The following is a 26918-nucleotide window of genomic DNA, read 5'->3' as shown; positions in this document are numbered from 1 at the left end:
AAAAGGTCGACGCGATGAGTCATACCGCCACGGGAAGCAGTGCCTCGACGATGAGCGTCGGCTCCGCAAACAGGTTCCTGCGCGTACGGAAGTTCGGATCGACGGGCGGGCGTTCGCGCTCTCCGTCCACGCAGTTCAGCCTGCGGCGGACTTTCCGCAATACCGTGCTGATGACGATCGACTTCATCGTGCTGTCGATCACGCTGGCGCTGGCCTTCACGCTGATCGGCAAGACCGGCTTCCCCAAGTCCGACGGCCACATGGGCGCCATCCTGGGCTTTGCCCTGGTGGTGATCGGCGTGTTCTACACCGCCGGGATCTATCGCCGCAGCTGGCGCTACTTCAGCTTCGCCCATGCCATCCAGCTGGCGATGCTGACGGTGCCGGCCTTCGCGCTGGCCTGGGTGGCGATCATGATCGTGCCGGGTGTGCGCGCCGAACGCGCGCAGCTGCTGGAGATCGCGCTGGCCCAGTGGCTCTTCGCGATGACCGCGCTGTTCTTCGTGCGCGGCGCCCGCCGTGCCTTGCGCGAGAAGATGACGCACACGGCCAAGATCCTGCCGGCGCATGTCGACAACAAGAACCTGCGCGGCGCGCTGCTGGTGGGCTCGCCCGACTGGGCGCTCTCGATCATCGAGATGCTGCGCCGCGAGGCCACGCCCAGCTTCTTCGTCACCGGCGTCCTGCTTCCGGCCGACAACGATACCCTGCAGCAGATCGCCAGCGTGCCGGTGCTCGGCAGCCACGACGATCTGGCCCATGCGGTGGAAACGCTGGAACTCCAGGGCCGCCGCCCTTCGCTGGTGATCGCCTGCGACGACGGCACCGACCTTTCCAACCGCGAGATGGCGCGGCTGACGTCGCGCGCGCGCAACCTCGGCCTCGAACTCTCGCGCATTCGCGACGGCTGGAGCCATATCCTCCAGCGCAACCACGGTGCCGCGCCCGACGAGCTTTCGGTGAAGGACCTGCTCGGCCGCAGCGAATTCACGCTGGAGGGCGAGCAGATCACCAGCCAGATCACCGGCAAGTGCGTGCTGGTGACCGGCGCGGGCGGCACGATCGGCGGCGAACTGTGCTGGCAGCTCGCCAGCTTCCGCCCCTCGCGCATCGTGCTGGTGGAGCATAGCGAATACCATCTCTATGCCATCGAGATGAAGCTGCGCGAGCAGTATCCCGATCTCGACGTCCAGCCCGAGCTATGCAACATCCGCGAACGCGACGAAGTGCGCCGCGTGTTCGAGCGCCACCGGCCGGTGATCGTCTACCATGCCGCCGCGCTCAAGCATGTGCCCATCGTCGAGGCCAGCCCTTGCGCCGGGGTCCACACCAACATCCTGGGCACGCGCATCGTCGCTGACGCGGTCTGCGAATATTCCGCCAAGGCCATGGTCCAGGTCTCCACCGACAAGGCGGTGAACCCGGTGGGCATGATGGGCGCCACCAAGCGCGTGGGCGAGCTTTACAGCCAGGCGCTGGACATGTGCGGCGTGGACGATCCGGAAGCCCCGCGCTTCATGACCGTGCGCTTCGGCAACGTGCTGGGATCGAGCGGCTCCATCGTCCCGCTGTTCCACCGCCAGCTTCGCGAAGGCCGCGCGCTCACCGTCACCCATCCTGACATCGAGCGCTTCTTCATGACCGTGCGCGAAGCGGTGCAGCTGATCCTCCAGAGCAGCTCGGCCGCGCTCAGCCAGAACTCCCAGCGCGGCACGATCTTCGTGCTCGACATGGGCAAGGCGGTGCGCATCGTCGACCTCGCCTACCGCATGATCCGGCTCTACGGACTTCAGCCGGAGATCGACGTGCCGGTGGAATTCGTAGGCCTGCGCCCCGGCGAAAAGCTCTACGAAGAGCTGTTCGACATCTGCGAGGAACAGCTTCCCTCGGGCATCAAGGGCATCTTCGAGGCGCAGTCCAAGCCGATCCCCCTGCCCTTCATCTCGCGCAGCATCGACCGGCTCGCCCGCGCGGTGGAACTGGGCGACCACACCGAAGCGCGGCGGATCACGCACACCCTCGTCAAGGTGCCGAGCGGCAGCGCCGGGTTCGAAGTGGTCGAGAACCAGAGCATGATCCACCCGCACGGCACCGGCGAACCGGTCAAGGCTTGAGGAGAGCATTCTCGTGAACCTGGCTTCCCCGCCCGCCGTCGAGGATGCGTCCTCGCCGGCGGCAGACACCACCCGTCCCCTGCACGCCTCCGCGGCATCGGCCGTGACGACGACCGCGACCGAGCCCGTGCCGCCCCGGCCCGTGCGCAGCCTCTGGCCCCGCCACGAGGCCGACGAGATCGAGGCGGTCGCCCATGTCCTGCGCTCGGGCAAGGTCAACGCGCTCGTGCACGGCGGGGAGAACCGCGCCTTTGCCGCCGAGTTCGCCCGCTTCGTCGGCATGCCGGAAGGGATGTGCCTGGCCAATGGCACGCTGACGCTGGAAGTGGCGCTGCGCGCGCTGGGCGTCGGGCCGGGCCATGAAGTGATCGTCCCCGCCCGCAGCTTCTTCGCCACAGCCAGCTGCGTGCTGGCGGTGGGCGCGCTGCCGGTCTTCGCGGACGTCGACCCGGTCAGCCAGAACATCGATCCGGCCTCGGTCGAGCGGCTGGTGACGCCCGCGACGCGCGCCGTGCTCTGCGTCCATCTGGCCGGCTGGCCCTGCGACATGGATGCGCTCGGCCGGATCTGCGAGGACCACCGCCTCCACCTCATCGAGGACTGCGCCCAGGCCCACGGCGCCACCTGGCGCGGCCGCCAGGTCGGCTCCTTCGGCGCGGCATCGTCCTTCTCGTTCTGCACCGACAAGATCATGTCCACCGGGGGCGAAGGCGGCCTGCTGCTGCTGCGCGACCATCAGGTCTGGCTGCGCGGCTGGGCCTTCAAGGACCACGGCAAGAGCTACCTCAAGGTCACTGACGGCGGCGGTACGCCCGGCGCCTTCCGCTATATCCACGACACGCCCGGCTCCAACTATCGCATGACCGAGATGCAGGCCGCGCTTGGCCGCTGCCAGCTCGGCAAGCTGCCGCGCTGGCTGGCTGCCCGCCGCCGCAATGCCGAGGCGCTGCTGGAAATGCTGGCCGATGTGCCCGGCCTGATCCTGCCCGAAGCGCCGGCGGAAGTGGGCCATGCCTGGTACAAGTTCTATGTCCGCCTGGAAGGCAGCGCCGACCGGGTGGAGGAGCGCCGCCGCGCAGTGCTGGCCGGTCTGCTGGCGCGCGGCATTCCCGCCGGAAGCGGATCGTGCCCCGACATGAGCCGCGAACATGCGCTCTCCGGCCTGCCCGTCCGGCGCGACGGCGCGCTGGCGAATGCCGTGGATCTCGGCCGGCGAACCTTGATGTTCCCGGTCGATCACACGCTGGAACCGCAGGACATGGCACGCATGGCCGAAGCCCTGCGCGAGGCGATGATGGAGACGACGGCACGATGATGACCCCCGAATGGCATCCCGGTTTCATCGTCATCGGCGCGGTTAAGGCAGCCACCACCTGGATCCAGGCGCGCCTTCAGGACAATCCGGCGATCTTCATGCCCGATGCCGAGCCGCACTACTTCAGTTCCGAATTCGATCGCGGCGAGGACTGGTATCGCGGCTTCTTCGCGAACCGCCCTGCGCAGGCCCAGGTGATCGGCGAGAAATCCGCCGACTATCTTGCCCATCCGCTGGCCGCGCATCGGATCGCCCGCGCGCTGCCGCAGGCGCGGCTGGTGCTGCAGCTGCGCAACCCGGTGGAGCGCGCTTATTCCGACTACAAGATGTTCTACCGCCGCGGCACCTTGAAAGGGCCCCCGGAAGAATACCTGCGCTCGATGGACAATCCCTATCCGCGCTTTCTGGAGGACGGGCTTTATGCGCGCCATCTGGCGCGCTGGTACGACCTGTTCCCGCGCGAGCAGATCCTGATCTACCTCTATGACGACGTGACCGTGCAGCCCGAGCGAATCGTCGAGGCCGTGTCCGAACATATCGGCGTCTCGCCGGTCTATCGGCCGGAAGCCGCGCGGGAGCGCGCCAACAACAGCCGGGCCGCGATCCTGCCGCTGCCGCTGCGCAAGGCGCTGGCCCCGCTGAAAGACACGGTGCGCCCGCTGCGCGGCACCCCGGTGTTCGAGAACGTCCGCTCGCTGCTGGCGCGGGAAATGACCTATCCCCCGCTCGCGCCGGGCCTGCGCGAACAGCTGCGCGATTTCTATGCGCGCGACGTGGAGACGCTGGAAGCGATCTGCGGGCTGGACCTCTCGCGCTGGAAAGTGACGGCGCGAACCGCCGCCTGAACGCGCGCAAAAAGCCCGTCGTCCCGGAACCGTTCCGGGACGACGGGCTTTTTGCCGCGCTTCCGGCTTACTTCACTTCCAGCCGCGTCGGCGCGCCCATGCCGTCCATGAAATTGGCCAGGTTGCGGTGGAGGTTGATGACCTTCTGCTCCTGGTGCGGGTTGGGCAGCGGGCCGCGGAAGCCGCTGGACTTCATGCCCTTCTGCACGAACTGCATGTTCGAGAAGTCCTGCGCCAGAACCGAACCCCAGTTCTCGCCGATCGGGTCGGCATAAGTCCATTCGGTTTCCGGCGCCTCGCCATCAGGGAAGCGTTCGAGGGCGTAGCTTTCGAAGACGCACTTGTCCGGATCGTCGCCGTAAGGACGCACGCGGTAGCAGAGCGCGAAAGTCTCGCCGTGGAGGATGTTCTGGTTGGGGAACAGGCCCCAGGCGAGACCGCCCTCTTTCTTGATCTCCGGCGGGACGTCCGGCCAGACCACCCCGCGCGCGGCATCGTCGGCACGGGCGGACTTCAGCCAGTGAGCGATGATCTCGCCGGGCGTGGCGGTGTCGGGCAATTCGTCCACCAGGCGGCTGGCGGCATTGACCAGCGTTTCGGTGGAGGCGGAGTAGTTCACCGTTTCGTAGTTTTCGCGGATGAGTTCGTAAGTGGAGACGCGCGCGTCGTCGCCCTTGCCGGCGCGGGTGGTGCCGGCGCTTTCGCTCATCTGGAACTTGCTGTCGCGGGTGTCGTAGCTGGAGACCGAGTGCAGCCCGTACTGCTTCGACAGCGCATAGTAGTCGCCATAAGCGAGCAGCTGCGTATGCGTGCCGGCGACGTGGTAGGGTTCCAGGAACGCCTCGATCGCGGTCTTCCAGTTGCAGTCGTAGATCGCCCACTGGCGCCACTTGTAGTGCATGCCGGCCAGGTCGAAATGGTCCAGGATCTCGCCCGCGCGGCCCATCCATTCCTTCAGCGGCACCGCATCGGGGTCCATGCTGATGTAGATGTAGCCGCCCCAGGTATCGACCTGCACGTCCGACAGGCAGGTCATCTCCGGCGTCAGCTTGTTCTGCCAGTCCTGCGGGTCGAGGATGTAGGTGTTCTTGCCGTCAAGGTCGAACGTCCAGCCGTGGAAGCCGCAGACGAAGCTCTTGCGGTTGTTGCCGCGCACGTCGTGGACCTTGCCGGGCAGCATCGACGGCACCGAGACGAGCTGGCGGCCGCGGTGCGGGCAGACATTGTGGAAGGCGCGCAGGCTGCCGTCATCCCCCCGCAGGACGATGATCGATTCGTCCGCGACGTCGTATGTCATCCAGTCGCCGGGATTCGGCAGGTCGCTCTCGCGCTCCACCATCTGCCAGACCTTGGGCCAGAGCAGAGTCTTTTCCGCGGCAAGGTAGTCCTTCGAAAGGAAGGCGGTGGTGGGGTAGGTGGCGAGACGTTCCTCGTCCATGTCCTGCGCGGTCAGCGTGGTCCTGGTGCTTGCTTGCCCATTGCCATATTGCGGCTTGCCCGTCTCTTTCACGCGGCCTCTCCTGTTATCAACAGGACTGTTCATTAAGCCATCGCGGGCACCAGTTCCAGCGGCAGTATCCCCTCGGCGCAACGCCGGGGCGATACGACCGAAGCTGCCCCCTGAACGAAAAGAGGAGGAGACGCGCTGCGTCCCCTCCTCCCTCGATCGCTAAAGGATTTCCGTCAGAGCGCGATAGCGCCCCCATCATCGCTCACAGAGCGATAACGCCTCCGTCATCCTTGGTGATCGCAACGATCGCCGAGCGCGGACGCACGGTGGCAGCCGCCGCGCCCGTCTGGCTGTCGGGCCAGTGGCTCGACGGCGCGGCCGGGGTGCCGTCCTCGCCCGGGTGCTGGATGCCGACGAAGAGCGTGCGGCCGTCCGGCGTCATGTCGATGCCGGTGATCTCGCACTGGACCGGTCCGACGAGGAAGCGGCGCAGGTTCGCTGCGGTCGCTGCCGCGCCAACGATGGTCGCCTGGGTGGCGGTGGCGCCGGTGGAGCCGGTGTTGGTGATCGTTTTCGCGCCGCCGTCTCCGACATGGCCGGGAATGGCCGCCAGCAGCATGCAGTTGGTGCGATCGGTCATCGCGCCGTCGTCCGTTTCGATCCAGAGCACCGGATTGAACTGGCCTGCCGCATTGGTTGCGCGCGAGAAGTAGCAACCGTCCGGGCTGGAGAAGTCGTTGTCGGCAGTCAGGCCCGAGATGTTGACGTTGGCCCCGGCGTCGGCGGCATCCGCGCCGAACAGGTAGATGTCCCACTTGAAGGTGAGCGCGGCCGTGGTGTCGCCGTCTTCGCGCAGGCGGACGATGTGGCCGTTGGGGTTGCCGTACTGCGCGGTGTTCGACGAACCCTTGGGGTCGTTGTAGTGGCGCGGGTTGGCAGCGTCGGTGCCGGTGAGCGGACGGCCGGCGGCATTGTTGTTGGTGAGGGTGAGGTAGATCTCACCGGTCACCGGGTTGCCGGCAGTCCATTCCGGACGGTCCATCGGCGTGGCGCCGAGCGCGTCGGCGGCCAGGCGGGTGTTGACGAGAATGTCGGCCTGGTCGGCGAAGACATATTCCGGGGTCGTGCCCACGGCCGCACGGTTCGGCACCGAACCGAAGACCATGGGCAGCCACTGGCCGGAACCGTCGGCATTGAACTTGGCGACGTAGAGCGTGCCGGCATCGAGGTACTTGTCGCCCATGGCCAGGCGGCTGGTCGTGGCGGCATCGGCTGCGGCGTAAGTGGCCGAGGACACGAACTTATAGAGGTATTCGCGGCGCGAGTCGTCGCCCATGTAGACGCCCAGCTTCTGGCCATCGACGGCGCGAACGAAGGCGCCTTCATGGCCGCAGCGGCCCAGTGCCGTGCGCTTGCGCGGGGTCGATTTGGGATCGTAGGGATCGATCTCGACCACCCAGCCGTACTGGTTGGGCTCGTTGCGATAGTCTTCGGCCGCGCTGGCGCCGATGATGGTCGCATTCCACTTGGTGTAGATCGAGTCGGCCGAATCGGCGAACGACCAGGCATAGCTGCCGGTGCGGCTGGTGACGCCGAAACGGGCAAGCGCGGTCATTTCGCGAACGCTGCGCTTGGCGTCGTCCGCTGCGTCGCGGCGGAAGTAACCGGCCCAGTTTTCCTCGCACGTGAGGTTGGTGGCCCAGGGCGTGATGCCGTTGGCGCAGTTGTTGATGGTGCCGCGGCCGATCGACCCATTGGTCGAGTAAGCCGTGACCAGCATCGCCGAACCGGCTGCCGGACCGTGGAAGCTCATCGGCGTGTTCGGGGTGATGCGGCGATTGAAGCTGCCGGTGGGCACATAGGACCACTTGCGGCTTCCGGCATCGACATATTCCGACACCGAGACGCCGTGGGCCTCGATTTCCTTGAGCGCTTCGGCAGCCGGGCGCGGGCCGGTGGAAACGTTCGTGGGGCCGTTCGGATGGAGGTACTGGACGTTCAGGTTCTCGTGGTTCTGCACCATGAGACCGCGGGTCGAGCTGGCATCGTCGCGTCCGCCGGCGGCCGAGAGGCCGAAGAAGTGCAGCGCGTCGCCGTGATCGCCGATGCGCTGGGCGAAGTTGCTGTCCGAACCGTCGTTGGCATAAGCCGAAACACCGGTGGCGAGCGGGTCGCCAAGGCGGGTCATCACGGTGACCGAATAGCCCGAGGGCACCTTGACGCTGTCTTCCAGGCTATGAGCGACGGCGGCAAAGCCGAGCACCGCCGGCGAGACGCGCACGGTGGTGGTGGCGGTGCGCACTTCGCCGGTCACGCTGGTGGCCGAGAACGTGAAGACCAGATCGCTGGCGGCGCTCACGGCCGGGGCGAGGAAGCTGACGGTGGAGCCGGTGCCGGTGAGGGTCACGGCGGTGCCGGACGTCTGGGCCCAGCCGGTGGCAAAGCCGCCGAAGCCGTTCTCGGGCGTGCCGGTCAGCGTGACGACGCGGCCGGCGCTGGTCGCGGCATTGGCGCCGGCGCTGACCGAAACGGTGTTTTCGTTGTCGTCATCGCCGCAGGCGGCCAGCAGGGCCGTGCCCATGAAGGCCATGGTCGTGGCGCCGGCGCCGCGGAACAGGGCCTGGCGGCGCGAGTAACGCTCCGCGGCCATGCTCTCCAGCGAGCGCTCGGTAGTTGGATTCGTATCGACATCGCCATCGGTATAGCCGTTGGCGGGAAGCCCTTCAGTCATGGTGTGCCCCTGTTCTTGTGACATTCGCACAGGGGTAGCTAAGAGCGCTTCATGGCAATTGAGCGCAAATTCGATGTCACTTCGATGTCTATTTCACGACATGACTCCGTGTTGCAGCAGAACGCCGGCAACTTTGCTCGATTACGGAGGCGATTGCGGTATTTCTTGGGGGATCACCGGCGCGGCGGACAAGCCATTCTCTTTCGCGCTCAGTCCTCTTTCGGGTAGACCCCGCCCAGCACTTTCTCGAAATGCGCGGCAACGTGCTCGTTGCACGAACAGGCCTTCTCGCTCAGGCTTTCACGGTCCGCGACATGGATCCCGCCGCGCCGGGTCCGCACCAGCCCCTCGCGCTTGAAGCGCTGCAGCACGCGGCTGGCATAGCTGCGCCCGATCCCCATCATCGAGGCGAGCTGTTCCTGGGTCATCGTCACGTCGTTGCGGCCGATCCGGTCCACCGCGGCGATCAGCCACTTGGCGGCGCGTTCCTCGATGGTGTGGACCGCGTTGCAGGCGATCGACTGGAACACTTGCGCCATGACGCAGTCCGCATAGCGCGCGAACAGGCTGGCGACCGACGGGGAGCGGCTTTTCACGTCATCGAGCTGGCGCGTGGGGATGCGCCAGAACAGGCCGCCATGAAGCACGTTGGCGCGCGCATATGCCGGCAGGCTGCCGTGGCTCACCACCCCGCCCAGCGCGCCTTCGCGGCCCACCAGGATCGTCTCCACCGAGATGCCGCTGTCGAGTTCGACGAAATAGGAGCAGATCGCGCCGCCGCGCGGGAGGAAGCAGTAATCGACCGGGTCTCCCGGCTGATAGATCACTTCGCCGGGCCGCATCTGCACTTCGGCCAGGTGGGGTTCGAGCAGGGCGAAATCCGCCGGCCTCAGGGCAGCGAGAAGATCGCTCTGCTCGTGGCCCGACTGGACGGCCATTTTCATCGGCTCCCTGATATAACTCACCATATTCTCCCGCGCCTTAAGGCCAGTAATGCGGCTGGCCGCTTGCGGTTCCCTTGGGCCGCGTACAGAAGTGAACAGACGCAGGGGCGCCGGGCCGTTAAAGCGTTACGGAGGAACATTTCTCCAGTGCCGGAGTTGTGATGCCTCGCAAGATGCGCGGGGCACGGGGTGTTGGGACGGGATGTGCCAGGACAAAAGGGCGGGGCAAAGGCGCGAGGCGCACAAATGCTGGCGCGTCGGGGCATCCTTGTGCTTAAGCACGTCCCGTATGCAGGCGCGCCCGGGCGACGCTCGCGCATCCTGAACCAAGTGCTTGTAGATATTTCCTTTTAGGCGAACGAATTGATGCGGACCGAGGACCTGACTGCCCAAGAAGCCGACCTGCTGGCTGCCCTGCGCGGCGCCACCGCTCCGGCTCACGAAGGGCTCGACAGTGCTTTCGGCTCGCTCGACCTGAGCCGCCGCGAAGAGCAGGCGCGCTTCCTGGCCGCCCATGCCATCGGCCTTGCGCCGCTATTTCCCGTCGTCCGCCATTTCGCGGAGACGGTGCTGGGCCAGTCCATCCCGGACTATCCCGCCATGCTGCGGGCCGACCTTGCCGAACTGGGCATGGATGCCGCGCCCCTTGCGGCGCTCCCCACGCCTGACGACGCGGCACGCGGTGCGCCAGCCCCTGATGCCGGAGCCACCGATGCCGGAGCCGCAGGCACCTGCTACGTCGTCGCCGGATCGCGACTGGGCATGACGGTAATCCGCCGCGAAGGCTATTGGGGCCGCGCGCATGGCACGCCCTCGCGCTATATGGAGGACGAGGCAGGCCACGGCCTGTGGAAGGTGCTGGTGCCCTGGCTCAAGGCGCAGCGCGCCGGGACCCTGGAGGGCCAGGCGGCGGTCTCGGCCGCCCGCAGTGCCTTCGCCACTTTCGCGCAGGCCTTCGATCTTGCGCAAGGCGCGGCTCCGGTACCGGAAGGCGATGTTCGTGGCTGACGACATGCCCCAGGTCGACCTCACCACCTGCGATCTCGAACCGATCCACGTCATCGGCCGTATCCAGAGCTTCGGATGGCTCCTGTCGTTCTCCAGCGACTGGATCATCAACCACGTCTCGCTCAACTGCGCGGAGCTGTTCGGCATCGCGCCGCGTGAACTGGTCGGTCTGCCAGCCATGCAGTTCCTGTCCCCCGCCGCCATGCACGACATCCGCTCGCGCCTGCAGGTGCTGGGCGGGGCGAGCGCGGTGGAGCGCGTCTTCGAGGTGGACCTGCGCGGCGATGGCCGCCTGTTCGACATGGCGATCCACGTCTCCGGCCGGTCCTACGTGCTGGAGATCGAGCCGCACGAAGGCGGCCGCCGCCGCGACTTCGTGAGCTACGTGCGCCCGATGATCGACCGGCTGCGCCAGGCCACCTCGATCGAGCAGCTCTGCACCAACGCCGCCCGCCACTTGCGCGGGCTGACCGGGTTCGACCGGGTGATGGTCTACCGCTTCGAGAACGACGGCGCCGGCGAAGTGATCGCCGAAAGCCTGAACGGCATGGTCGACAGCTTCAAAGGCCAGCACTTCCCCGCGTCCGACATTCCCGCGCAGGCACGCCGGCTCTACACCCGGAACCTGCTGCGCATCATCAGCGACATCGACGACCCCACCGTGGCGATCCATCCGGTGACCGACCCCAATGGCGACCCGCTCGACTTGTCCATGTCGGGCCTGCGCGCGGTTTCGCCGATCCACATCGAATACCTGCGCAACATGGGCGTGAAGGCATCGATGTCGGTTTCGATCATGCGGCGCGGCAAGCTCTGGGGGCTGATGGCCTGCCATCACTATTCGCCGCTGCGTCTGTCCTACTCGGTCCGCACCGCCAGCGAGCTGTTCGGCGAGTTCTTCGCCTATCTGCTGGAGCAGAAGGAAACCGACTTCGCGCTGGAACAGCGCGCAGCCTCGATGCGGCTTCACGACGAGATGATGTCGCGGGTCGCGGGTGGCGGGTCGCTGCTGGAGGCTTTCGAGGACTTCTCGGAATCGATCGGCCGCGTGATCCCCTTCGACGGCGCGATCGGCTGGGTGGACGGACGCTTCATGACCCACGGCGCCGCGCCCGGCGAGCAGCAGTTCGCCGAACTCGCCCGCTTCCTCAACACCGCCGGCGCCAGCACGATCTGGTCCACCGATTCCATCGGCGCGGTCTTCGAGCCTGCCCGCGAATGGCTGGACAAGGCCGCGGGGCTGCTGGCGCTGCCGGTCAGCCGCTCCCCGCGCGACTACATCGTCCTGTTCCGCCAGGAGCAAGTACGCGAGGTCAAATGGGCCGGAAACCCGGAAAAGGCGGTCGAGCTTGGCCCCAACGGCGCGCGCCTGACGCCGCGCAAGAGCTTCGAGATCTGGAAGGAGGAACGCCGCGGCTTCTCCCTGCCCTGGGCCGAGGAAGAAGTTCTCGCCGCCGAAGCCTTGCGCATCACCCTGCTCGAAGTCGTGCTGCGTCTGTCCGATGCCGCCCATGTCGAGCGTGAGCAGGCCACTCGCCAGCAGGACATGCTGATCGCGGAGCTGAACCACCGCGTGCGCAATATCCTCAACCTGATCCGCGGCCTGGTGGCGCAGAGCAAGGAGGGCGCCGCGACGATCGACGAATTCGCCGATATCGTCGGCAGCCGCATCCACGCCCTCGCCCGCGCGCACGATCAGGTGACGCAGAAGGACTGGACGCCGTCCTCGATCTACGACCTCATTCGTACCGAGACCGCCGCTTATGCCAGCGACAGCGCCGACCGCGTGGTGATCGACGGCCCCGACGCGCTGGTCGCACCCAGCGCCTTCACGACGCTGGCGCTGGTGTTCCATGAGCTGATGACCAATTCGTGCAAGTACGGCGCCCTGTCCGATCCGCGCGGGACCGTGACGGTCACGCTCGACCGCGGCGACGACGGCTCGCTGGAGATCGACTGGCGCGAAGCCGGTGGTCCGCCCGTCGCCACGCCCACCCGGCGCGGCTTCGGCTCCACCATCATTGAGCGCACTATCCCGCACGAACTGGGTGGATCCGCCTCGGTGATCTACCCCAGGGAGGGGATGAAGGCGCTGTTCCTCCTGCCCGCGGACCATGTCGCCAGCTTCGAGACGCCCAGCCCGTCCGAACTGCGCCCCGGCCCCGCACCTGCGGACGGCGCGGACCTCACCGGCGCGCTCCAGAACGGCATCGCCCTGGTGGTGGAAGACAACATCATCATCGCCATGGAAGCGGAGGACCTGCTGCGCGACATAGGCTTCCAGGACTGCCGCGTCGCCGGTTCGATCCAGCCGGCGATGGCGCTGATCGAGACCGGGGAAGTCTCCTTCGCCATGCTCGACGTCAACCTCGGCCGGGAAACCAGCGAGCCGGTGGCGCAGGCGCTTGCGGAGCGCGGCGTGCCCTTCATCTTCGCCAGCGGCTATGGCGAGCGATCGCTGATGTCCGGCCTGTTCAAGGGCGTGCCCGTGGTCACCAAGCCTTACGGCGAACGCGAAGTGCGCGCGGCCATCGCCCGGCTGCACGAAGGGTAAGGGGATCGGGCATAGGCACTTGCCCCGTCTCTCCAGACCTGACCTTCTCGGGCACTAACCCCAGCTTGCCGCCGGCGGCGCGGCTTCGAGAAAGGCCATCAATCCCCGTTCCTCGCGCGCAAGCCACCGGGTTCGGCGCGGGAGTTCGGCGGGCAGCTTCGGCACCGGATCGCTTGCGCGCACGAAAGCGATCAGCGCTGGATGGACGTAGGACTTGCGGGCAATCGCCGGCGTATTGCCGAGATGCTCCGCCACGTCCTCCAGCAGGCCCTTGAGTGTCACGTCCGGCTCCTGCCAGATCCGGGCAAAAGCCAGGGCACTGGCAGCGAACGTGCGGAAATCCTTGGCCGAAAAATCATCGCCCATGGTTTCGTGCAGGTAATCGTTCACGTCCTGCGAACCCACGGGACAGGCGCAGCCCTCCTCATCGAGATACTGGAACAGATGCTGCCCCGGCAGGTCCTGCATCTTGCGCACGCAGGCCACCACCGCGCGGTCGCTGGACATGACCTCGCGCAGCTTGCCGTGCTTGGCGCGGAACCGCAGCTTCAACGTGCGCCCCTTCACCGTCGCGTGCCGACCCCGCAGCGTCGTCGCGCCGAAACTGCGGTTCTGTTCGGCATAGCGCTCGTTGCCGATGCGGATCGCCGCACTGTCCAGCAAGGCCACGACAGAGGCGATCGCCCGCTCCCGGCAGAGGCGCGACAGGGCGAGATCCTCCGCCACGCGCTGGCGCAGGCCGGGCAGCGCCTTGCCGAAAGCGGCGCAGCGGTCGAACTTGCGCGCGTCGCGGTCGGCGCGCCAGTCGGGATGGTAGCGATATTGCTTGCGCCCCCGCGCATCGAAGCCGGTCGCCAGGAGATGCGCCTCGGGATCGGCGGAGAACCAGCAGTCGACATAAGCGGGCGGCAGGGCGATGCGATTGAGCCGGTCGATTTCGTCCCGATCCTTGATGCGGTCTCCATCAGGGTCGAAATAGGCCCATCTGACGATCTTGCCGCCCTTCACCGGCTTGCGGCTGATGCCGGGCTCCGTTTCTTCGGCAAATGTCAGACGGGGCATCGATCTATCCTGTGGTCGCGATATCGGTCAGCCTCGGGGCGTTTCGGCCTGCGGGCATCTCCCCCAGGAAAACGCACGATATGGCGCGAGGTTGTCGGCCACCGGTAGGCGCTGCGGAACCGCAACGCGGGGGCGCCCGTTCCTTCGGCAACACGAATTGCCCCAGGAAGGAGCGACACCATGGCCGATGCCCGTATTTTCAAGGATCTCAAGGCGGACCACGACCGCCACCGCGACATGCTGGCCCGTCTGGGCGACACCCAGGGCGACAGCCCCGAACGCCGCGAACTGTTCGAAGCGCTGCGCCAGGAACTCCAGGCCCATGCCGCCGCCGAGGAGGAGTCCCTCTATGCGACGATGCTGGCCTGCCCCGACCTTCGCGACGAAGCGCGCCACTCCGTTTCGGAGCACAAGGAGATCGACGATTTCCTGGGCGAGCTGCTGGACATCGACATGAGTTCGAGCGCCTGGCTCATGAAGTTCAAGGACATGCGCCACCGCTACCTGCATCACATCGATGAGGAAGAGGAAGAGATGTTCCCCTCCGCCGCGAAGACACTCTCGGCCGAAGCCGAACGGACGATGGCGAAGACCTTCGAGAACCGCAAACCCAAGGAACTCCAGCTGGCGGCGGAACAGAAGCCGGGCGATGAGCGCGAATAGCCGGCCCTGCCCCGCCGCGCGGTTCGGTGCGTTTGCGAACGCGCCGAACGCGCCATGCGGTACGGGAACATCCGGGGCTTTGGCGGCGTTGCTTCGTTAACAACCAGGAGGAGACCTGCCATGGAAAGCCACGTCCGCGAGAGGTTCTGGAAAGCCTTCGCCGCCAGCCCGTTCATGATGATCAAGCTCGATGCCGCACATGGCCATGCCGAGCCGATGACCGCCCTGCTCGACAAGGAAGCGCACCACGCCGTGTGGTTCTTCTGCAAGCGGGACAACCGCATCGGCGCCGGTGGCCGCGCCATGGGCCAGGTCATGACCAAGGGCCACGATGTATTCGCCTGCGTTTCCGGCACACTGGTCGAGGAAACCGACCGCGCCGTGCGCGACAAGCATTGGAGCAATGCCGTGGAGGCATGGTTCCCCAACGGCAAGGACGATCCCTCCACCGTCATGCTGCGTTTCGAGGTCGACGATGCCGAAGTCTGGACTTCGGACGTCGGGATCACCGGCCTGTTCAAGCTGGCGACCGGCGGTACGATCGATCCGTCAAAGGCTGGCGAGCACGAGGTAGGCGCGGTCTGAATCCCTCGTCGATCGCGCGACCGAGTGCTCCCGGGGGGCGCGAAGGCCAGCCCCTTCGCGCCCCTTTTCGTGTCCGGCCGTAAGGGTCAGGGCGTCAGAGGAAGGATCGGGACTGCTTGAGCACCATGTTGCACACGGTCTTGCGGACGGACTTGGGCGCCTTGTCCAGAGAATAGGGCGCCTTGCCCGCGCTGATGAGGTTGCCCGAAGTGCCGGACTGGTAGTCATCCGATTGCTGGGAGACCTCCGGCTTCTTGGAAAGCTGGCCGAAGACGGAATTGCCCTCCACCGAATCCACCAGCTTCTGCTTCATGCAATAGCTCAGCACACCCGCGGCATTGCCTGCGCCGGTGGAAGCGACATCGGGCAAGGCCGAGCTGCCGATGGCGCCCGGATTGATCTGGCTGGGGATTTGCGCCTGCGCGGTGCCGGTCAGCACGGCGAGTGCGATAAGGGGGAAAGTATAGCGGCGAAGCGTCATGGTCGGCTCCCTGCAAAAGGCTTGGGACCGAGACGGTCCCGCGCCTTGCGGCCATACCATACACTATCGCCGCCGTCAGGCAGGAAGCAGCCCCATCAGGCGCGAAACAGCGGTTCCAGTTCGGCGGGACGCGGGTGGTCCGGGCAGTCTTCCATCGCATAAGCGATAGCGGAGAGGATAGCCTGCCGCGAAAACGGCTTCTGGACGATGCCCACCGCGGTCTGGGCCGGCTTGTCGATCTGGCCGGGATTGGCGGTCACGTAGATCACGCGGGCGCCGAAGCGCAGGGCGAGATCGCGCGCCACGGCCGGGCCGGTGAGCCCGTCGCGCAAGTTGAGATCGACCAGCGCAACATCCGGGGCTTCCCCGAATGCCGCCACGGAAGCGGCATCGGGGAAAGTGCCCAGGACGGCGTGGCCGCCGTCCGAAAGGATGTCTTCGAGTTGTAGCGCCACCAGAAACTCATCTTCGACGATGAGGATCTTGGCGGCTGCCTGTATCATCGCGCCCAAGACACTGTTCCCAAAGACTTAGGCCGTAAAAGCGAGGGCCTTGAAAGCGAGGGCCTCGAAAGCAAGCGCGTTGTAAGCGACCGGGGGGCCACTGCGGCGTCAGGCTGCGATGGCATCCCGTTCGTCCACGTTGGCGATCTTCACCAGTTCGGCGAAGAAGGCGTCGATTGCTTCGCCGGTGAGGACGAAGTTGTGGCGGAAATCGGGAAGCTGGCCCGATTCGATCACCTTCGACAGCATGGCACGGGCGCGGCAGATGCGGCTCTTCACGGTACCAAGGGCGATGCCGCAGATACGCGCGATTTCCTCGTAGGAAAGATTGCCGGCAGCTACGAGGATCAGGGCCTCGCGATAGGTTTCCGGAATGGCGGTAAGTGCACGAAGCACGTCCGCCAGTTCGACAGCGCTTTCCTGGCTGGCTTCGGCGCGCAGGATGCGTTCCGCCGCCAGTTCGTCGTACTCGCCGTGGAAGCGGGCGCGGCGGGCTTCGCTATAGAAGTGGTTGCGCAGGATCGTGAAGGTCCAGGCCTTGAAGTTGGTGCCCGCTGCATAACGCTCGCGTGCGGCCCATGCGCGCAGCATGGCTTCCTGGGCGAGATCGTCGGCACGATCGCGGCAGCCGCAGAGGCCGCGGGCGAATGCACGAAGATGCGGCGCCACTTCGGCAAGCGCGCGCTTGAAATCCCGGTCGCTGAGGGCTGCCACTGGCACGGCCACGGCCTTCACTGTTTCGGTGCCGGCGCTGGTTTCGGTTGCTGCGGACATTGCGTTCCCTCCTTGGCTGACCACGTTTCATGGTCCGTCGAATTGGCAAACGCGACTAATGCACACAAAGTTCCCGAAGAGTTCCGCAGACACGCAGCAGCGACGGTTTTCTACGTTCGATACAAGACAGAACGAGCCGGATGCGCGATCTTCAGTGAAACCCGCGAGTGGGCAGCCTCGATGGTCCAGGCTCGGCAACTCGCAACCGCAGGTCAAATCCACGGCAGCCAGTGCAATTTTTTTCGTTCATCTTGGGAACATCGCCGGCCCGTAAACTTTGAGGCCTCCGTCCACTCGAAAGTGAACGAAGGCCTCCGGGATCGGGTCACCACCGGTTTGCGGGGGGTGGGGGAGCCAGTGGTGATACCGAGCAAACGAGCGACCCTCGACTTGGTTCCCGCGAATGCTGGCTTTCGGAGAAAAATTTTGAGGTTGCCCTGCACCCCTTGCGGCGTCAGAAATCGATGACTGGTCGGGAGGGGCGCGGGCCACCGATACGATGAAGAACACAGGAAGATGACTTCCCACGATCCGAGGAATTTCAATGTCCGTCTCTGATCAGATCGCCATGCAGCTGCCCTATCTGCGCCGTTACGCACGCGCGCTGACCGGCTCGCAGCAGTCGGGCGATACTTACGTTCGCGCCACTCTGGAAGCGGCCCTGGCCGACAAGCTGCTGCGCGAGGATATCGCCCGCAGCCGCGCCGCGCTCTACGCCGCCTTTACCCGCATCTGGGCGACCGGCCATGTCGAGGAGCCCGGCCTTTCGGGCGAGAGCGGCCAGCACGAACAGGCGGCGCAGACCCGCCTCGCCACGATTGCGCCCACCCATCGCCAGGCCCTGCTGCTGACCACGGTGGAAGAATTCTCGCGCGAGGATACTGCCCGCATTCTTGCGGTTTCGCCCGAAGAGGTCGATGCCCTCGTTGCCCAGGCGATCCTCGAGATCGAGAGCGAAAGCACCACCGACGTTCTCATCATCGAGGACGAGCCGCTGATCTCCATGCAGCTCGAAGGCCTCGTCAGCGAACTGGGCCACCGCGTGGTCGGCACTGCCGCCACCCATGCCCAGGCGCTCGACATCTTCGAACGCTCGCCTGCCGGACTGGTGCTGGCCGATATCCAGCTGGCCGATGGCAGCTCGGGCATCGAAGCGGTGGAAGACCTGCTCAAGTTCGGCGACGTGCCGGTGATCTTCATCACCGCCTATCCCGAACGCCTGCTCACCGGCGAGCGTCCGGAGCCGACTTACCTCGTCACCAAGCCCTTCCAGGAAGCGACCGTGCGCGCGGCGATCAGCCAGGCGCTGTTCTTCGGTTCGAGCAAGCCGCTCGGCTGAACCTGTTCCAGACTTCGGCGTGGCGCCCGGCCCAGCGGCCGGCGCGGCGCTGACGCGTTCAGGCCGCTGATACGGGCTCGACGCATGGAACATGCCGGCTCGGGTGAAAGGCAGTCGTCCCCCCGCCCCGGCCGGTTATCCGCTCGTCACACCCGAGGCGCGCTTCTGCGCTCCCCGGCGTCCAGCGGCGGCAAAGTCCGGCCGAAACGGTCGCGCGGGGTCTGCGCGTCGAACGCGAGCGGCGGCGGCTGGAAACCGAGGTGGCGCACGACCGCCTCGTGGATCGGCGCCAGGAACCGCACCCCGGCGCATCCCCCCACTTGCCAGACGACTTCCCCCGGCACGAGCTGGTCGCGGCAGAGATCCAGCTCCAGCCGCGTTCCCCTGCCGGGTCCGTCCTTCGGAAATTCCAGCATGCAGCCACCCGCCGACAGGTCGTAGAGGAAAGCGCTCCCCACCGTTTCCCCGTCCCGGCATTCGATCTTCTTTTCGACGATGTGTCGATCCCAGCTACGCGCGTCCATGTCCCACCTCCCGGATGAACGATTGTTCATCCTAACCGGCATTCACCTAAGTTTTGGTGAAAATGCCGAAAGACGACTTGGAGAACATGCGCGCGCTATTTGCGGTCGGTCCTCAGCGCGAATTCGCGGCTGGCGCGCACCGGCACCTTGAGACGGCATTCGACGCCTTCCGGCTTGAAGCGAAGATCCACTTCGGACTTGAGTTCATGCGCGACGATCTTCTCGATGAGGTCGCGGCCAAACCCGCGCTTGACGGGTTCGCGCACGGGCGGACCGCCCTCCTCGCGCCAATCGAGTTCGGCCAGATCCGGGCTGACCAGCACCCAGTTGACGTGAATACGCCCGCCGCTGCTGCTGAGCGCGCCATACTTGGCGGCATTGGTGGCCAGCTCGTGAATGGCCAGGCCCAGCGACATCGCGTCGTTGGGGGCCAGGCGGATCTCCGGGCCGGACAGCTCGACGTGGCTTTCGTTGCCCTCCATGTAAGGCGCCAGTTCGGATCGGACGACATCGCCCAGGATCGCGTGAGTCCAGTCGGACTGCGAGAGCAAGTCGTGCGTGGCCGAAAGCGCCCGGATGCGGGCGGTGAGGCTCTCGGTGAAATCGTCGATGTCCGAGGCCCGCCGCCGGGTGAGCGCGGCGATCGACAGCACGTTCGCAAGGGTATTCTTGACGCGGTGGTTAAGCTCACGCGTCAGCGAATTGCGGATCGCGGCCTGGCTCTGCAACCATTCCAGCACCATGCGGTCTTCCGCCGCGCGCCGCGTGATCAGCCGGCCGATCGCCATGACCATCAGCGAGGCGAGCGCGCCGAAGAACAGGGTGATGCGCGAGGCGGTCGACAGCACGCCGCTCTTGCGGTCGCTGATGACAACCACCCAGGTATGGCTGCCGAGATCGATCCGGCGCTCCATCTGCGGCCCCGAGGAACCCTCGGTGCGCCGTTCGGCCAGGAGTTTTTCCGGCTCCACCGCGCCGTCATAGACGCCGAGGTCGATATTGTTGTTGCGGTAGAGTTCGCTGGCGGATTCCAGGAAAGTTTCGGCGCGGAACGGGCTGAACACGAAGCCCTTCACTTGCCCGCCGGAGCGCGGCGCGATGACGGGCATGTAGATGAGGAAGCCCGGCGTCTGTTTTCTGTCGCTGACGTCCTGGACCAGGTGGACTTTGCCCGAGGCAACCGGCTTGCCCAGCTTGATCGCCCGCTCCATCGCAGCGCGGCGAACGTCTTCCGACAGCATATCGTAGCCCAGCGCGGCACGGTTCGTTCCGTCGTCGGGTTCTAGATAGACGATCGGGGCCAGATTGCGCCGCGAAACGTCGGGACGGGGATAGACCAGGAAGTCCGGTCGGTCGCTGCCCTGGATCGACAGTTCCAGGTTCGAAAGGCGGTCGGCCGGCACCAGCGGCGCCCAGCCCATGCCCAGCGAGCCGTAGAGATCGCCCTTTCCCTGAAGGTCCTCCGCGAAAGAGCGGAACTGGCCGGCGCTGACGTTTTCCTGAGTCGCGAAGAGCGCGGCCCCGGCGCGCAGCAACGCAATGTTCTCCGTGGCGCGGCGCTGCAACGCCGAAGCGATCTCGGTAAGATTGCGGTCCAATTCGACTTGCCGCGTCTGACGATCAGCCCGCTCAATGGCCATGACCGAAACCGCCGTGGTGATCGAGGCGATCACGAACAGCAGGAACGGCCAGCCGCGCGGGTACTTGTGGAACCACGCCTGTTTCTGAACCCTGTCCAGCAGGGCTTGGTCAATCACCGGAAATCCACGCCATTTCAGCCGAGCCGAATCACTTCTCAAGAGCATTGCCATGCTCCGGACCATTCGCAAGCCAGCCCAGGACAAGACTTCATAGCAGAGGGAACCAAGACAGGCCTCGATTGTTCCAACGAAAACGACGTTCGGTTGCCTTGCCGGCGATAGGACAGCGATCAGGTGTGCCATCGACGGCGTTGCAACGCGGTTGCAGCATGACTCTTGACCCGCTCCCCGCCAGCAAGCAAGTGTTCAGGTTGCGATGGAGTCAAAGTTGAATCAATCCGAAGGACATGGCGCCGACCGCCGCGTCGCCCCTGGAGGGGGTGATACGGCAACGCCTGGGCTACCGCCGGAAGTCCGCAAGGACGGCGAACCGGGCTGGGCCGGAGGGTTGAGGAAGCTTTACAACTCCGTGGTGGACGAACCGCTTCCGGACAGCTTCAAGGATCTTCTCAAGAAGCTGGACGGGGCGGACGATGCCTGACGCCAAGGCTTCCTTGCCCGGCCGGTCAGGCGCCGAAAGCCCACCCCACTCCCCCACCCCGCCCGAACCGACGAGCACCGCGAAGGAACCCGCGGTAACGCGCGTCGATCCCAGCATTCCCCGGCCCGAGGACGACGAGTTCCGCCGCGAACTCCTGACCGTGCTGCCGCATTTGCGCGCCTTCGCCCGCGGCTTGTCAGGCCGTCCCGATTTCGCGGACGACCTCGTGCAGGAGGCCGCGATCAAGGCCTGGACCGCGCGCGACCGCTACACGGCCGGCACCAACATGCGCGCCTGGACTTTCGCGATCCTGCGCAACCACTACTTGTCCGAGCTGCGCAAGAGCAAGCGCCAGACCGACCTCGACGAAGGCGCGGTGGAGCGGATGCTGGTGATGGAGGCCGATCAGGAAGGCCCGCTGCATCTCGGCGACATGGAGACAGCCCTGCAGAAGCTGGCGCCCGAGCGGCGCGAGGCCGTCCTGCTGGTCGGCGCCTCGGGGTTCAGCTACGAGGAAGCGGCCCAGATCGCCTGCTGCCCCATCGGCACGATGAAAAGCCGCGTCGCCCGCGCCCGCGCCGACCTGGCCCGCATGCTGGATGGCGAGGCCGACCTGCTGGAAGTGGGCGAGCGCCGCAAGGGCTGACGGCCCCATCGGCCGGACTGGCCGAGATTGCTCCAACCCCTGCCGTTCCTGGGGCTCGCTGGCCGCGAGAGTTCCGTAGAACGTCCACCGCAATGATCTGGTTCGGCAGCCGCGAGGGGGCCAATCGCTCTCCCTCGCGGTGCCGTCTCGCCCTTGCCGGAAGCCTCAGCCCCGGGCGGTGTCGATGGTGTGTTCGGCCATGACGGCCCAATCGCGGTCCGCATGGCCGGCCGCAATGGCCTCCCCCATGCGCGCGTGCACGGCATCGAGCATCGGCAGACTGCCTTGCGTGCCCGGAGCGGTTTCCGCCGCCAGTTCACGCGCCAGGCGAAGGTCCTTGAGGCCGAGCACGGCCTTGAAGCCCGGTTCGTATTCGCGCGCGGAAATGATGCCCGAATAGTTCTGATAGACCCGGCTGCCGAACAGGGTGCCCAGGATCAGCTCGAAGAACTTTTCGCGCGGGAGGCCCTTGCCTTCGGTTAGCACGACGGCTTCGGCCATGCCCTCGATCGCCATGGTGATCATCATGTTGCAAGCGATCTTGGCGGCATTGGCCACCGTGGCGTCCTCGCCCATGTCCCAGACCTTGCCGGCGATCGCCGCGAAGACCGGCTCCAGCCGCGCGCCATGTTCGGCGGGACCGCCGAGGATCACGTTGAGCTGGCCGGCCGCCGCCACATCGGGACGGCCGAGCACCGGCGCCGAAAGATAGCCCACGCCCGCCGCCGCATGTCGCTCCACCAGTTCGCGCGCGAAAGCGACCGAGATCGTGGAGCACACGAGATGGATGACGCTTTTCGGCGCAGCATCCAGCACACCGCTGTCCAGCAGGACTTGTCGGATGGCCCCGTCCTCGGAGAGCATGGTCAGCACCGCGTCGCCGGTGAAGGCCTCTGCCGGGGTGGCAACCATCTCGACGCCTTCCACCGCGCCGCCCGAACGATTCCATGCCCGCACCCGGTGCCCTGCCGCCGCCAGGTTGCGCGCCATGGCGCTGCCCATCGCGCCCAGACCGATGAAGCCGATGTCCATATTCAATTCCCGAAAAAAAGGAGGAAACAGGTGTGCCGGACATGCTGCGGGCCGGATCGCGCCTTTCAGCGGCGACCCGGCCCGTTTCAGCATGTCATGTCGCCCCGCGCATCGCTGCGCGGAGCGAGAAATCAGGCCGGATAGGTCCAGGCCGTGCCGCGGTCGAAGTTGTCCGACGCGAACTTCCAGTTGATGAGGTTCTCCAGAACCGTCTTCACGTAGGCCGGGCGCTTGTTCATCTGGTCGATGTAGTAGGCGTGCTCCCAGACATCGATGGTGATGAGCGGGTTGACGTCGGTGGTGATCGGGGTGCCCGCGTCATGGGTCGAGATGACCTTGAGCTTGCCACCGTCCACGACAAGCCATGCCCAGCCCGAAGCGAAGTGATTGACGGCTTCGTTCGAGAGCGCTTCGAGCAGCGCGTCCAGCGAACCGAAGTCGTTGGTGATCGCGGCCAGCAGGCTTTCGCTCGGCGCGGTCTTTTCCGGGCTCAGCGAGTGCCAGTAGAAACCGTGGTTCCAGGTCTGGGCGGCATTGTTGAACAGCGGGCCGGAGGCGAGCTTGGCGATTTCCTCGACCGACTTGTCGGCGTTGTCCGTGCCTTCGACGGCAGCGTTCAGCTTGTCGACGTAGGTCTTGTGGTGAGCGCCGTGGTGAATTTCGAGCGTCTTGGCCGAGATATGCGGTTCGAGCGCGTCCTGCGCGTAGGGCAGCGGCATCAGCTGAATGGTCATGGCTGTCTTCCTGTTTCAGGTTGTCAAAGGCTTGGACCTGCACGCCCACCTTGGCAGGGTTGGACGGCACGTCATATGGGACGTCGAACTTTCGGGGGCTATGTCTGCCCTCTTGCCCGACAATTCAAGCATCTATTGGCGGCATTTTGATTGCACGGCCGGATAGTTTCGCTTCGCACCGGGTGCCTGTGCCTTCCCCTTGCCCGGGAAAGGCGACACCGGGAAATGGGCCTGACGAAAGGAGCCGGCCCAACGAAAGAAGGATGGCGGAACCCGCCATCCTTCCTGTCTTCTTGCGATGAGGGTCGCGGAACGGATCAGTGCTGTTCCTTGATCCGGTCTGCCTTTTCTTCCAGCGCGTCCGACTTGGCCTCGCCTGCCGCCTGGACGGCATCGGCCTTTTCATCCACGGCCTCGGAAGCAGCGCCGGTCATCTGGTCCGCCTGGTCGCGCATGGCGTCTGCGGCGGAGTCGGACGACTGCTCGACCGCGTCGGCCTGCTGCTCGGTGGCATCGTCCGCCTTGTTGTTGCAGGCCGCGAGGCCCAGCGAACCGGCAGCGACGACAGCGATCATGGCAAGACGCGAAGTGTTGATGGCTTTCATGTCAGGCTTCCTTATCCCTGTTGAAAAGGGCGCGTTCGGGGTTGGAGGACGCGCCAGCCTCCTTGGCGACCTATAAGAGTCGCAACCTACCGTTTAGCCGCCAATCTTAGCGAATGGAACCGCGACGGAAGAGGTTCACGATCGCCAGAAGGACAACCGCACCCAGGAACGAAGCGAACAGCGACATGATGTCGAACGCACCGCTGGTGATGGGCGCACCGCCGATCAGCGGGGTGATGATAAGGCCCGCGATCAGGGCGCCGACGACACCGACGACCACGTTGAGGAAGACACCCTGCTGCGCATCGGTGCGCATGAGGATCGAAGCGAGCCAGCCGATGACGCCACCGACCAGGAGAATAAGAAGTAGAGTCATTGTTGCTTCTCCGAAATTGTCTCGTTGGCGGAATAACGATGATGTCGAGCCATGGTTCCGCAACATGTGATCGTCCTGCCGCAGCAAAGGCGATTCGTCGGCACCGGTCGCCACTTGCGGGACCTTTCGCAGGCGCGACTTGTTTTCCCGGCACCGGGGTTGGTCCGGTGGGTCTCGACGGGGAAGGAGCAGGTCTTGCACGCGCCGCGACGCGACAGGTGGGTTTCCGCACTGGCATCGGCCGCCGTCGTCGGTGCCGGGCTGGCCGCCCTGGCGTTCGGGCTGGGCGTGGACCTGCCGCAGCTTCCTGACCGCGCTGCGCTGACGGCCATGGTGACCGTGCCGGATCGGCCGCCTCCCACCCCCACACCGACGCCCACACCCACACCGCGCAAGCAAGAGTCCGCCGCAGCGCCGAAGGCCGCCCCCGCGCCCGAGGGACGCAGGGCCAGGGCCGCGCCCCTGGTCGCACCCCTGGTCGCGCCGGCGCCGCGGATCGTCCTGCCCGTTGCCCCGCCGATCATCGCCGCGCCGCGCCCCGGACAGGGCGCGCAATCGTCCCAGGGCACGGGAAACAGCGGTTCCGGCCCCGGGGCGAGCGGCACCGGGAGAGGCGACGGCGGCGGCGGCCAGGGCGGCGAGGGATCGGGCGCGAATGCCGGCGTGGCGCAATTCCCCCGCCAGACCTCCGGACGCCTCCACTACTCCGACCTGCCGCCCGACTTGCGCAAGTCCCGCAGCGGCGGCGACATCACGGTACGCTACCGGATCGGGACGGACGGCCGGGTCAGCGGCTGCACCGTGGTTTCCTCCAGCGGCCGACCGGACCTCGACGCCGGCACCTGCCAGCGCATCACCGCACGTTTCCGCTTCCGCCCGGCCCGCGACGCGCGCGGCGATCCGGTGCCTTTCGTCATGACCGAGACCCATGGATGGGACGATGTCCAGGAAGGCCCGTGACGCGGCCTGTGCGACCGGCTAGTGAAGCGCTCCCATCGAGAAACGCGCGTCACGGACGCCCAGCACCAACGGAAGAGGTAAGACCATGGCCACGATCGACGAAACCCATGACCGCGCTCTGCGCTCTTGGGTCGAAAGCGCGAACGGCCACGGCGATTTTCCGATCCAGAACCTGCCCCTCGGCGTCTTCTCGCGCCGCGATGAAGCTGCCCGGGGCGGCATCGCCATCGGCGACATGATCCTCGACCTCGGCGCGCTAGCGGCCACGACCCTGCTCGAAGGCGATGCGCTGCACGCCGCCCACGCCGGAGCCGGCGAAACGCTCAATCCCCTGCTGGCCCTGGGTGCCGGCCCGCGCCGTGCGCTGCGCCGCCGTGTCTCCGCGCTCCTGGCCGAAGGCGCGGCCGAGCGCGCGCAAGTCGAAGCGCTGCTGGTGCCGATGGCCGAAGCCACGCTGCACCTGCCCGCGCGCATCGCGGACTACACCGATTTCTACGTCGGCATCCATCACGCCACCAATATCGGCAAACTGTTCCGCCCCGACAATCCGCTGCTGCCCAACTACAAGCACGTTCCCATCGGCTATCACGGCCGTGCCTCCACCGTACGGGCGAGCGGCGCCCCGGTGATCCGTCCCAACGGCCAGACCAAGGCGCCCGATGCCGAAGCGCCTTCGTTCGGCCCCATCGGACGGCTGGATTACGAATTGGAACTCGGCGTGTGGATGGCGCAGGGCAACACGCTCGGCCAGCCCATCGCCATCGACGCGGCGCTCGACCACGTCGCCGGACTGACCCTGCTCAACGACTGGTCGGCGCGCGACGTCCAGGCCTGGGAATATCAGCCGCTCGGGCCGTTCCTCGCCAAGAACTTCCTCACCACCGTCTCGCCCTGGATCGTGACCATGGAAGCGCTCGCCCCGTTCCGCATAGCCCAGCCCGCGCGGCCCGAAGGCGACCCGCGCCCCCTGCCCTATCTCTGGAACGAGGCCGACCAGCGCGAGGGCGCGCTTGCGCTGGACCTCGAAGTCAGCCTCAGCACCCGGACGATGCGCGAACAGGGCCTGCCCGCCCAGCGCCTCAGCCGCGGCCCGGCCTGCAACATGTACTGGACGATCGCGCAGATGGTGACGCACCATGCATCGAACGGCTGCGAGATGAACCCGGGCGACCTGCTGGGCACCGGCACGATCTCCGGCCCCGAGGACGGCTCGCAGGGCAGCCTCATGGAGATCACCCGCTCCGGCCGGGAAGCCCTGACCCTGCCCACCGGCGAAACACGCACCTTCCTTCAGGACGGCGACGAACTGGCGCTGTCCGGCCGCTTCGTGGCGGAAGGCGCCGTGTCGATCGGGTTCGGGGCCTGCACCGGGGTGGTGCAGCCGGCGATGGCCCTGAACTAGTGCGGCAGGGTTTGCCGGGGTAGCGCCAAA

At 66.2% G+C, this 26918-nt stretch carries 25 protein-coding genes; 12 read left to right on the top strand and 13 right to left on the bottom strand.

Annotated features, from left to right (window positions below; translation table 11 throughout):
- Positions 1-14 precede the first annotated feature (14 nt).
- Genes EDF58_RS00720 through EDF58_RS00710 form a run of 3 tightly spaced genes read left to right on the top strand, consistent with a single transcriptional unit; the run spans position 15 to position 4274 of the window.
- Positions 15-2114, top strand: a complete 2100-nt coding sequence (locus EDF58_RS00720; RefSeq protein ID WP_165921304.1) for a nucleoside-diphosphate sugar epimerase/dehydratase — start codon at positions 15-17, stop codon at positions 2112-2114.
- 13 nt (positions 2115-2127) lie between these two features.
- A complete protein-coding gene (locus EDF58_RS00715) occupies positions 2128-3429 on the top strand; it encodes a DegT/DnrJ/EryC1/StrS family aminotransferase (RefSeq protein WP_243654012.1) in 1302 nt (433 codons plus the stop codon).
- The gene (locus tag EDF58_RS00710) at positions 3426-4274 is read left to right on the top strand and encodes a sulfotransferase (RefSeq protein ID WP_243654011.1); all 849 of its coding nucleotides are present in this window, start codon (positions 3426-3428) and stop codon (positions 4272-4274) included. The genes EDF58_RS00715 and EDF58_RS00710 overlap by 4 nt, the downstream gene beginning before the upstream one ends.
- Positions 4275-4341: 67 nt before the next feature.
- Here the strand turns inward: EDF58_RS00710 and EDF58_RS00705 are convergent, their stop codons facing one another.
- From EDF58_RS00705 to EDF58_RS00695, 3 genes are all read right to left on the bottom strand, one after another.
- Complete coding sequence (locus EDF58_RS00705; RefSeq protein ID WP_132263997.1) at positions 4342-5712, bottom strand: aromatic ring-hydroxylating dioxygenase subunit alpha; 1371 nt, start codon at positions 5710-5712, stop codon at positions 4342-4344.
- A 274-nt stretch (positions 5713-5986) separates the two neighbouring features.
- A complete protein-coding gene (locus EDF58_RS00700; RefSeq protein WP_132261820.1) occupies positions 5987-8455 on the bottom strand; it encodes a PhoX family phosphatase in 2469 nt (822 codons plus the stop codon).
- A gap of 209 nt (positions 8456-8664) precedes the next feature.
- A complete protein-coding gene (locus tag EDF58_RS00695; RefSeq protein ID WP_243654009.1) occupies positions 8665-9420 on the bottom strand; it encodes a Crp/Fnr family transcriptional regulator in 756 nt (251 codons plus the stop codon).
- Between the two features lie 345 nt (positions 9421-9765).
- On the opposite strand from EDF58_RS00695, the gene EDF58_RS00690 reads away from it, so the two are divergent.
- Both EDF58_RS00690 and EDF58_RS00685 read left to right on the top strand, forming a co-directional pair.
- Positions 9766-10407 (top strand): biliverdin-producing heme oxygenase, encoded by a 642-nt coding sequence (locus tag EDF58_RS00690; protein ID WP_132261818.1) that lies wholly within the window; start codon positions 9766-9768, stop codon positions 10405-10407.
- A complete protein-coding gene (locus EDF58_RS00685) occupies positions 10394-12961 on the top strand; it encodes an HWE histidine kinase domain-containing protein (RefSeq protein ID WP_243654008.1) in 2568 nt (855 codons plus the stop codon). The genes EDF58_RS00690 and EDF58_RS00685 overlap by 14 nt, the downstream gene beginning before the upstream one ends.
- Positions 12962-13015: 54 nt before the next feature.
- Here the strand turns inward: EDF58_RS00685 and EDF58_RS00680 are convergent, their stop codons facing one another.
- On the bottom strand, positions 13016-14023 hold the full coding sequence (locus EDF58_RS00680) for a DNA topoisomerase IB (protein WP_132261815.1): 1008 nt from the start codon (positions 14021-14023) through the stop codon (positions 13016-13018).
- 180 nt (positions 14024-14203) lie between these two features.
- Here EDF58_RS00680 and EDF58_RS00675 point away from each other — a divergent pair, with 180 nt between their 5' ends.
- Both EDF58_RS00675 and EDF58_RS00670 read left to right on the top strand, forming a co-directional pair.
- The gene (locus EDF58_RS00675) at positions 14204-14686 is read left to right on the top strand and encodes a hemerythrin domain-containing protein (protein WP_132261814.1); all 483 of its coding nucleotides are present in this window, start codon (positions 14204-14206) and stop codon (positions 14684-14686) included.
- A gap of 120 nt (positions 14687-14806) precedes the next feature.
- Complete coding sequence (locus EDF58_RS00670; RefSeq protein WP_132261812.1) at positions 14807-15271, top strand: pyridoxamine 5'-phosphate oxidase family protein; 465 nt, start codon at positions 14807-14809, stop codon at positions 15269-15271.
- Between the two features lie 94 nt (positions 15272-15365).
- On the opposite strand, the gene EDF58_RS00665 is transcribed toward EDF58_RS00670, so the two are convergent.
- The 3 genes from EDF58_RS00665 to EDF58_RS00655 all read right to left on the bottom strand — a co-directional run bounded on the left by EDF58_RS00665 (position 15366) and on the right by EDF58_RS00655 (position 17029).
- Complete coding sequence (locus tag EDF58_RS00665; protein WP_165921303.1) at positions 15366-15752, bottom strand: DUF2501 domain-containing protein; 387 nt, start codon at positions 15750-15752, stop codon at positions 15366-15368.
- Positions 15753-15847: 95 nt separating this feature from the next.
- Positions 15848-16255: a response regulator gene (locus EDF58_RS00660; RefSeq protein ID WP_132261808.1), complete on the bottom strand. Its 408-nt coding sequence runs from the start codon at positions 16253-16255 to the stop codon at positions 15848-15850.
- Between the two features lie 108 nt (positions 16256-16363).
- Entirely contained in the window at positions 16364-17029 is a 666-nt protein-coding gene (locus EDF58_RS00655; protein WP_243654007.1) for a sigma-70 family RNA polymerase sigma factor, read from the bottom strand.
- Between the two features lie 544 nt (positions 17030-17573).
- On the opposite strand from EDF58_RS00655, the gene EDF58_RS00650 reads away from it, so the two are divergent.
- On the top strand, positions 17574-18368 hold the full coding sequence (locus EDF58_RS00650) for a response regulator (RefSeq protein ID WP_132261806.1): 795 nt from the start codon (positions 17574-17576) through the stop codon (positions 18366-18368).
- 146 nt (positions 18369-18514) lie between these two features.
- Here EDF58_RS00650 and EDF58_RS00645 read toward each other — a convergent pair whose 3' ends face one another.
- Both EDF58_RS00645 and EDF58_RS00640 read right to left on the bottom strand, forming a co-directional pair.
- A complete protein-coding gene (locus tag EDF58_RS00645) occupies positions 18515-18892 on the bottom strand; it encodes a PilZ domain-containing protein (RefSeq protein WP_165921302.1) in 378 nt (125 codons plus the stop codon).
- A gap of 95 nt (positions 18893-18987) precedes the next feature.
- Complete coding sequence (locus tag EDF58_RS00640) at positions 18988-20649, bottom strand: CHASE domain-containing protein (RefSeq protein ID WP_132261802.1); 1662 nt, start codon at positions 20647-20649, stop codon at positions 18988-18990.
- 271 nt (positions 20650-20920) lie between these two features.
- On the opposite strand from EDF58_RS00640, the gene EDF58_RS00635 reads away from it, so the two are divergent.
- Together EDF58_RS00635 and EDF58_RS00630 are read left to right on the top strand one after the other, a co-directional pair.
- Positions 20921-21133: a NepR family anti-sigma factor gene (locus EDF58_RS00635; protein WP_132261800.1), complete on the top strand. Its 213-nt coding sequence runs from the start codon at positions 20921-20923 to the stop codon at positions 21131-21133.
- Entirely contained in the window at positions 21126-21779 is a 654-nt protein-coding gene (locus tag EDF58_RS00630) for a sigma-70 family RNA polymerase sigma factor (RefSeq protein ID WP_243654006.1), read from the top strand. Before EDF58_RS00635 ends, EDF58_RS00630 begins: the two co-directional genes overlap by 8 nt.
- A 165-nt stretch (positions 21780-21944) precedes the next feature.
- Here the strand turns inward: EDF58_RS00630 and EDF58_RS00625 are convergent, their stop codons facing one another.
- From EDF58_RS00625 to EDF58_RS00610, 4 genes are all read right to left on the bottom strand, one after another.
- Positions 21945-22811: an NAD(P)-dependent oxidoreductase gene (locus EDF58_RS00625; protein WP_132261798.1), complete on the bottom strand. Its 867-nt coding sequence runs from the start codon at positions 22809-22811 to the stop codon at positions 21945-21947.
- 131 nt (positions 22812-22942) lie between these two features.
- A complete protein-coding gene (locus tag EDF58_RS00620; protein WP_132261797.1) occupies positions 22943-23545 on the bottom strand; it encodes a superoxide dismutase in 603 nt (200 codons plus the stop codon).
- A gap of 317 nt (positions 23546-23862) precedes the next feature.
- Positions 23863-24150 (bottom strand): hypothetical protein, encoded by a 288-nt coding sequence (locus EDF58_RS00615; RefSeq protein WP_132261795.1) that lies wholly within the window; start codon positions 24148-24150, stop codon positions 23863-23865.
- Positions 24151-24256: 106 nt separating this feature from the next.
- A complete protein-coding gene (locus EDF58_RS00610) occupies positions 24257-24526 on the bottom strand; it encodes a GlsB/YeaQ/YmgE family stress response membrane protein (RefSeq protein ID WP_054439274.1) in 270 nt (89 codons plus the stop codon).
- 195 nt (positions 24527-24721) lie between these two features.
- Here EDF58_RS00610 and EDF58_RS00605 point away from each other — a divergent pair, with 195 nt between their 5' ends.
- Both EDF58_RS00605 and fahA read left to right on the top strand, forming a co-directional pair.
- Positions 24722-25486 (top strand): TonB family protein, encoded by a 765-nt coding sequence (locus tag EDF58_RS00605; protein ID WP_243654005.1) that lies wholly within the window; start codon positions 24722-24724, stop codon positions 25484-25486.
- A gap of 85 nt (positions 25487-25571) precedes the next feature.
- On the top strand, positions 25572-26888 hold the full coding sequence (gene fahA, locus EDF58_RS00600) for a fumarylacetoacetase (RefSeq protein ID WP_132261792.1): 1317 nt from the start codon (positions 25572-25574) through the stop codon (positions 26886-26888).
- The last annotated feature ends 30 nt before the right edge of the window (positions 26889-26918 follow it).

Origin of the sequence: Novosphingobium sp. PhB57, assembly GCF_004342985.1 — a bacterium.
Taxonomy (GTDB): Bacteria; Pseudomonadota; Alphaproteobacteria; order Sphingomonadales; family Sphingomonadaceae; genus Novosphingobium.
This window is presented reverse-complemented; position numbering and strand designations above follow the sequence as displayed.

Bases quoted from the DNA above. Each gene is read 5' to 3' on its own strand.
- EDF58_RS00630 (WP_243654006.1), top strand. From the start codon at position 21,126: ATGCCTGACGCCAAGGCTTCCTTGCCCGGCCGGTCAGGCGCCGAAAGC.
- EDF58_RS00705 (WP_132263997.1), bottom strand. From the start codon at position 5,712: ATGGACGAGGAACGTCTCGCCACCTACCCCACCACCGCCTTCCTTTCG.
- EDF58_RS00720 (WP_165921304.1), top strand. From the start codon at position 15: ATGAGTCATACCGCCACGGGAAGCAGTGCCTCGACGATGAGCGTCGGC.
- EDF58_RS00645 (WP_165921302.1), bottom strand. From the start codon at position 18,892: ATGGACGCGCGTAGCTGGGATCGACACATCGTCGAAAAGAAGATCGAA.
- EDF58_RS00625 (WP_132261798.1), bottom strand. From the start codon at position 22,811: ATGGACATCGGCTTCATCGGTCTGGGCGCGATGGGCAGCGCCATGGCG.
- fahA (WP_132261792.1), top strand. From the start codon at position 25,572: ATGGCCACGATCGACGAAACCCATGACCGCGCTCTGCGCTCTTGGGTC.
- EDF58_RS00655 (WP_243654007.1), bottom strand. From the start codon at position 17,029: ATGTCCGCAGCAACCGAAACCAGCGCCGGCACCGAAACAGTGAAGGCC.
- EDF58_RS00675 (WP_132261814.1), top strand. From the start codon at position 14,204: ATGGCCGATGCCCGTATTTTCAAGGATCTCAAGGCGGACCACGACCGC.
- EDF58_RS00650 (WP_132261806.1), top strand. From the start codon at position 17,574: ATGTCCGTCTCTGATCAGATCGCCATGCAGCTGCCCTATCTGCGCCGT.
- EDF58_RS00665 (WP_165921303.1), bottom strand. From the start codon at position 15,752: ATGACGCTTCGCCGCTATACTTTCCCCCTTATCGCACTCGCCGTGCTG.
- EDF58_RS00660 (WP_132261808.1), bottom strand. From the start codon at position 16,255: ATGATACAGGCAGCCGCCAAGATCCTCATCGTCGAAGATGAGTTTCTG.
- EDF58_RS00685 (WP_243654008.1), top strand. From the start codon at position 10,394: ATGTTCGTGGCTGACGACATGCCCCAGGTCGACCTCACCACCTGCGAT.
- EDF58_RS00615 (WP_132261795.1), bottom strand. From the start codon at position 24,150: ATGAAAGCCATCAACACTTCGCGTCTTGCCATGATCGCTGTCGTCGCT.
- EDF58_RS00680 (WP_132261815.1), bottom strand. From the start codon at position 14,023: ATGCCCCGTCTGACATTTGCCGAAGAAACGGAGCCCGGCATCAGCCGC.
- EDF58_RS00700 (WP_132261820.1), bottom strand. From the start codon at position 8,455: ATGACTGAAGGGCTTCCCGCCAACGGCTATACCGATGGCGATGTCGAT.
- EDF58_RS00710 (WP_243654011.1), top strand. From the start codon at position 3,426: ATGATGACCCCCGAATGGCATCCCGGTTTCATCGTCATCGGCGCGGTT.
- EDF58_RS00620 (WP_132261797.1), bottom strand. From the start codon at position 23,545: ATGACCATTCAGCTGATGCCGCTGCCCTACGCGCAGGACGCGCTCGAA.
- EDF58_RS00610 (WP_054439274.1), bottom strand. From the start codon at position 24,526: ATGACTCTACTTCTTATTCTCCTGGTCGGTGGCGTCATCGGCTGGCTC.
- EDF58_RS00670 (WP_132261812.1), top strand. From the start codon at position 14,807: ATGGAAAGCCACGTCCGCGAGAGGTTCTGGAAAGCCTTCGCCGCCAGC.
- EDF58_RS00690 (WP_132261818.1), top strand. From the start codon at position 9,766: ATGCGGACCGAGGACCTGACTGCCCAAGAAGCCGACCTGCTGGCTGCC.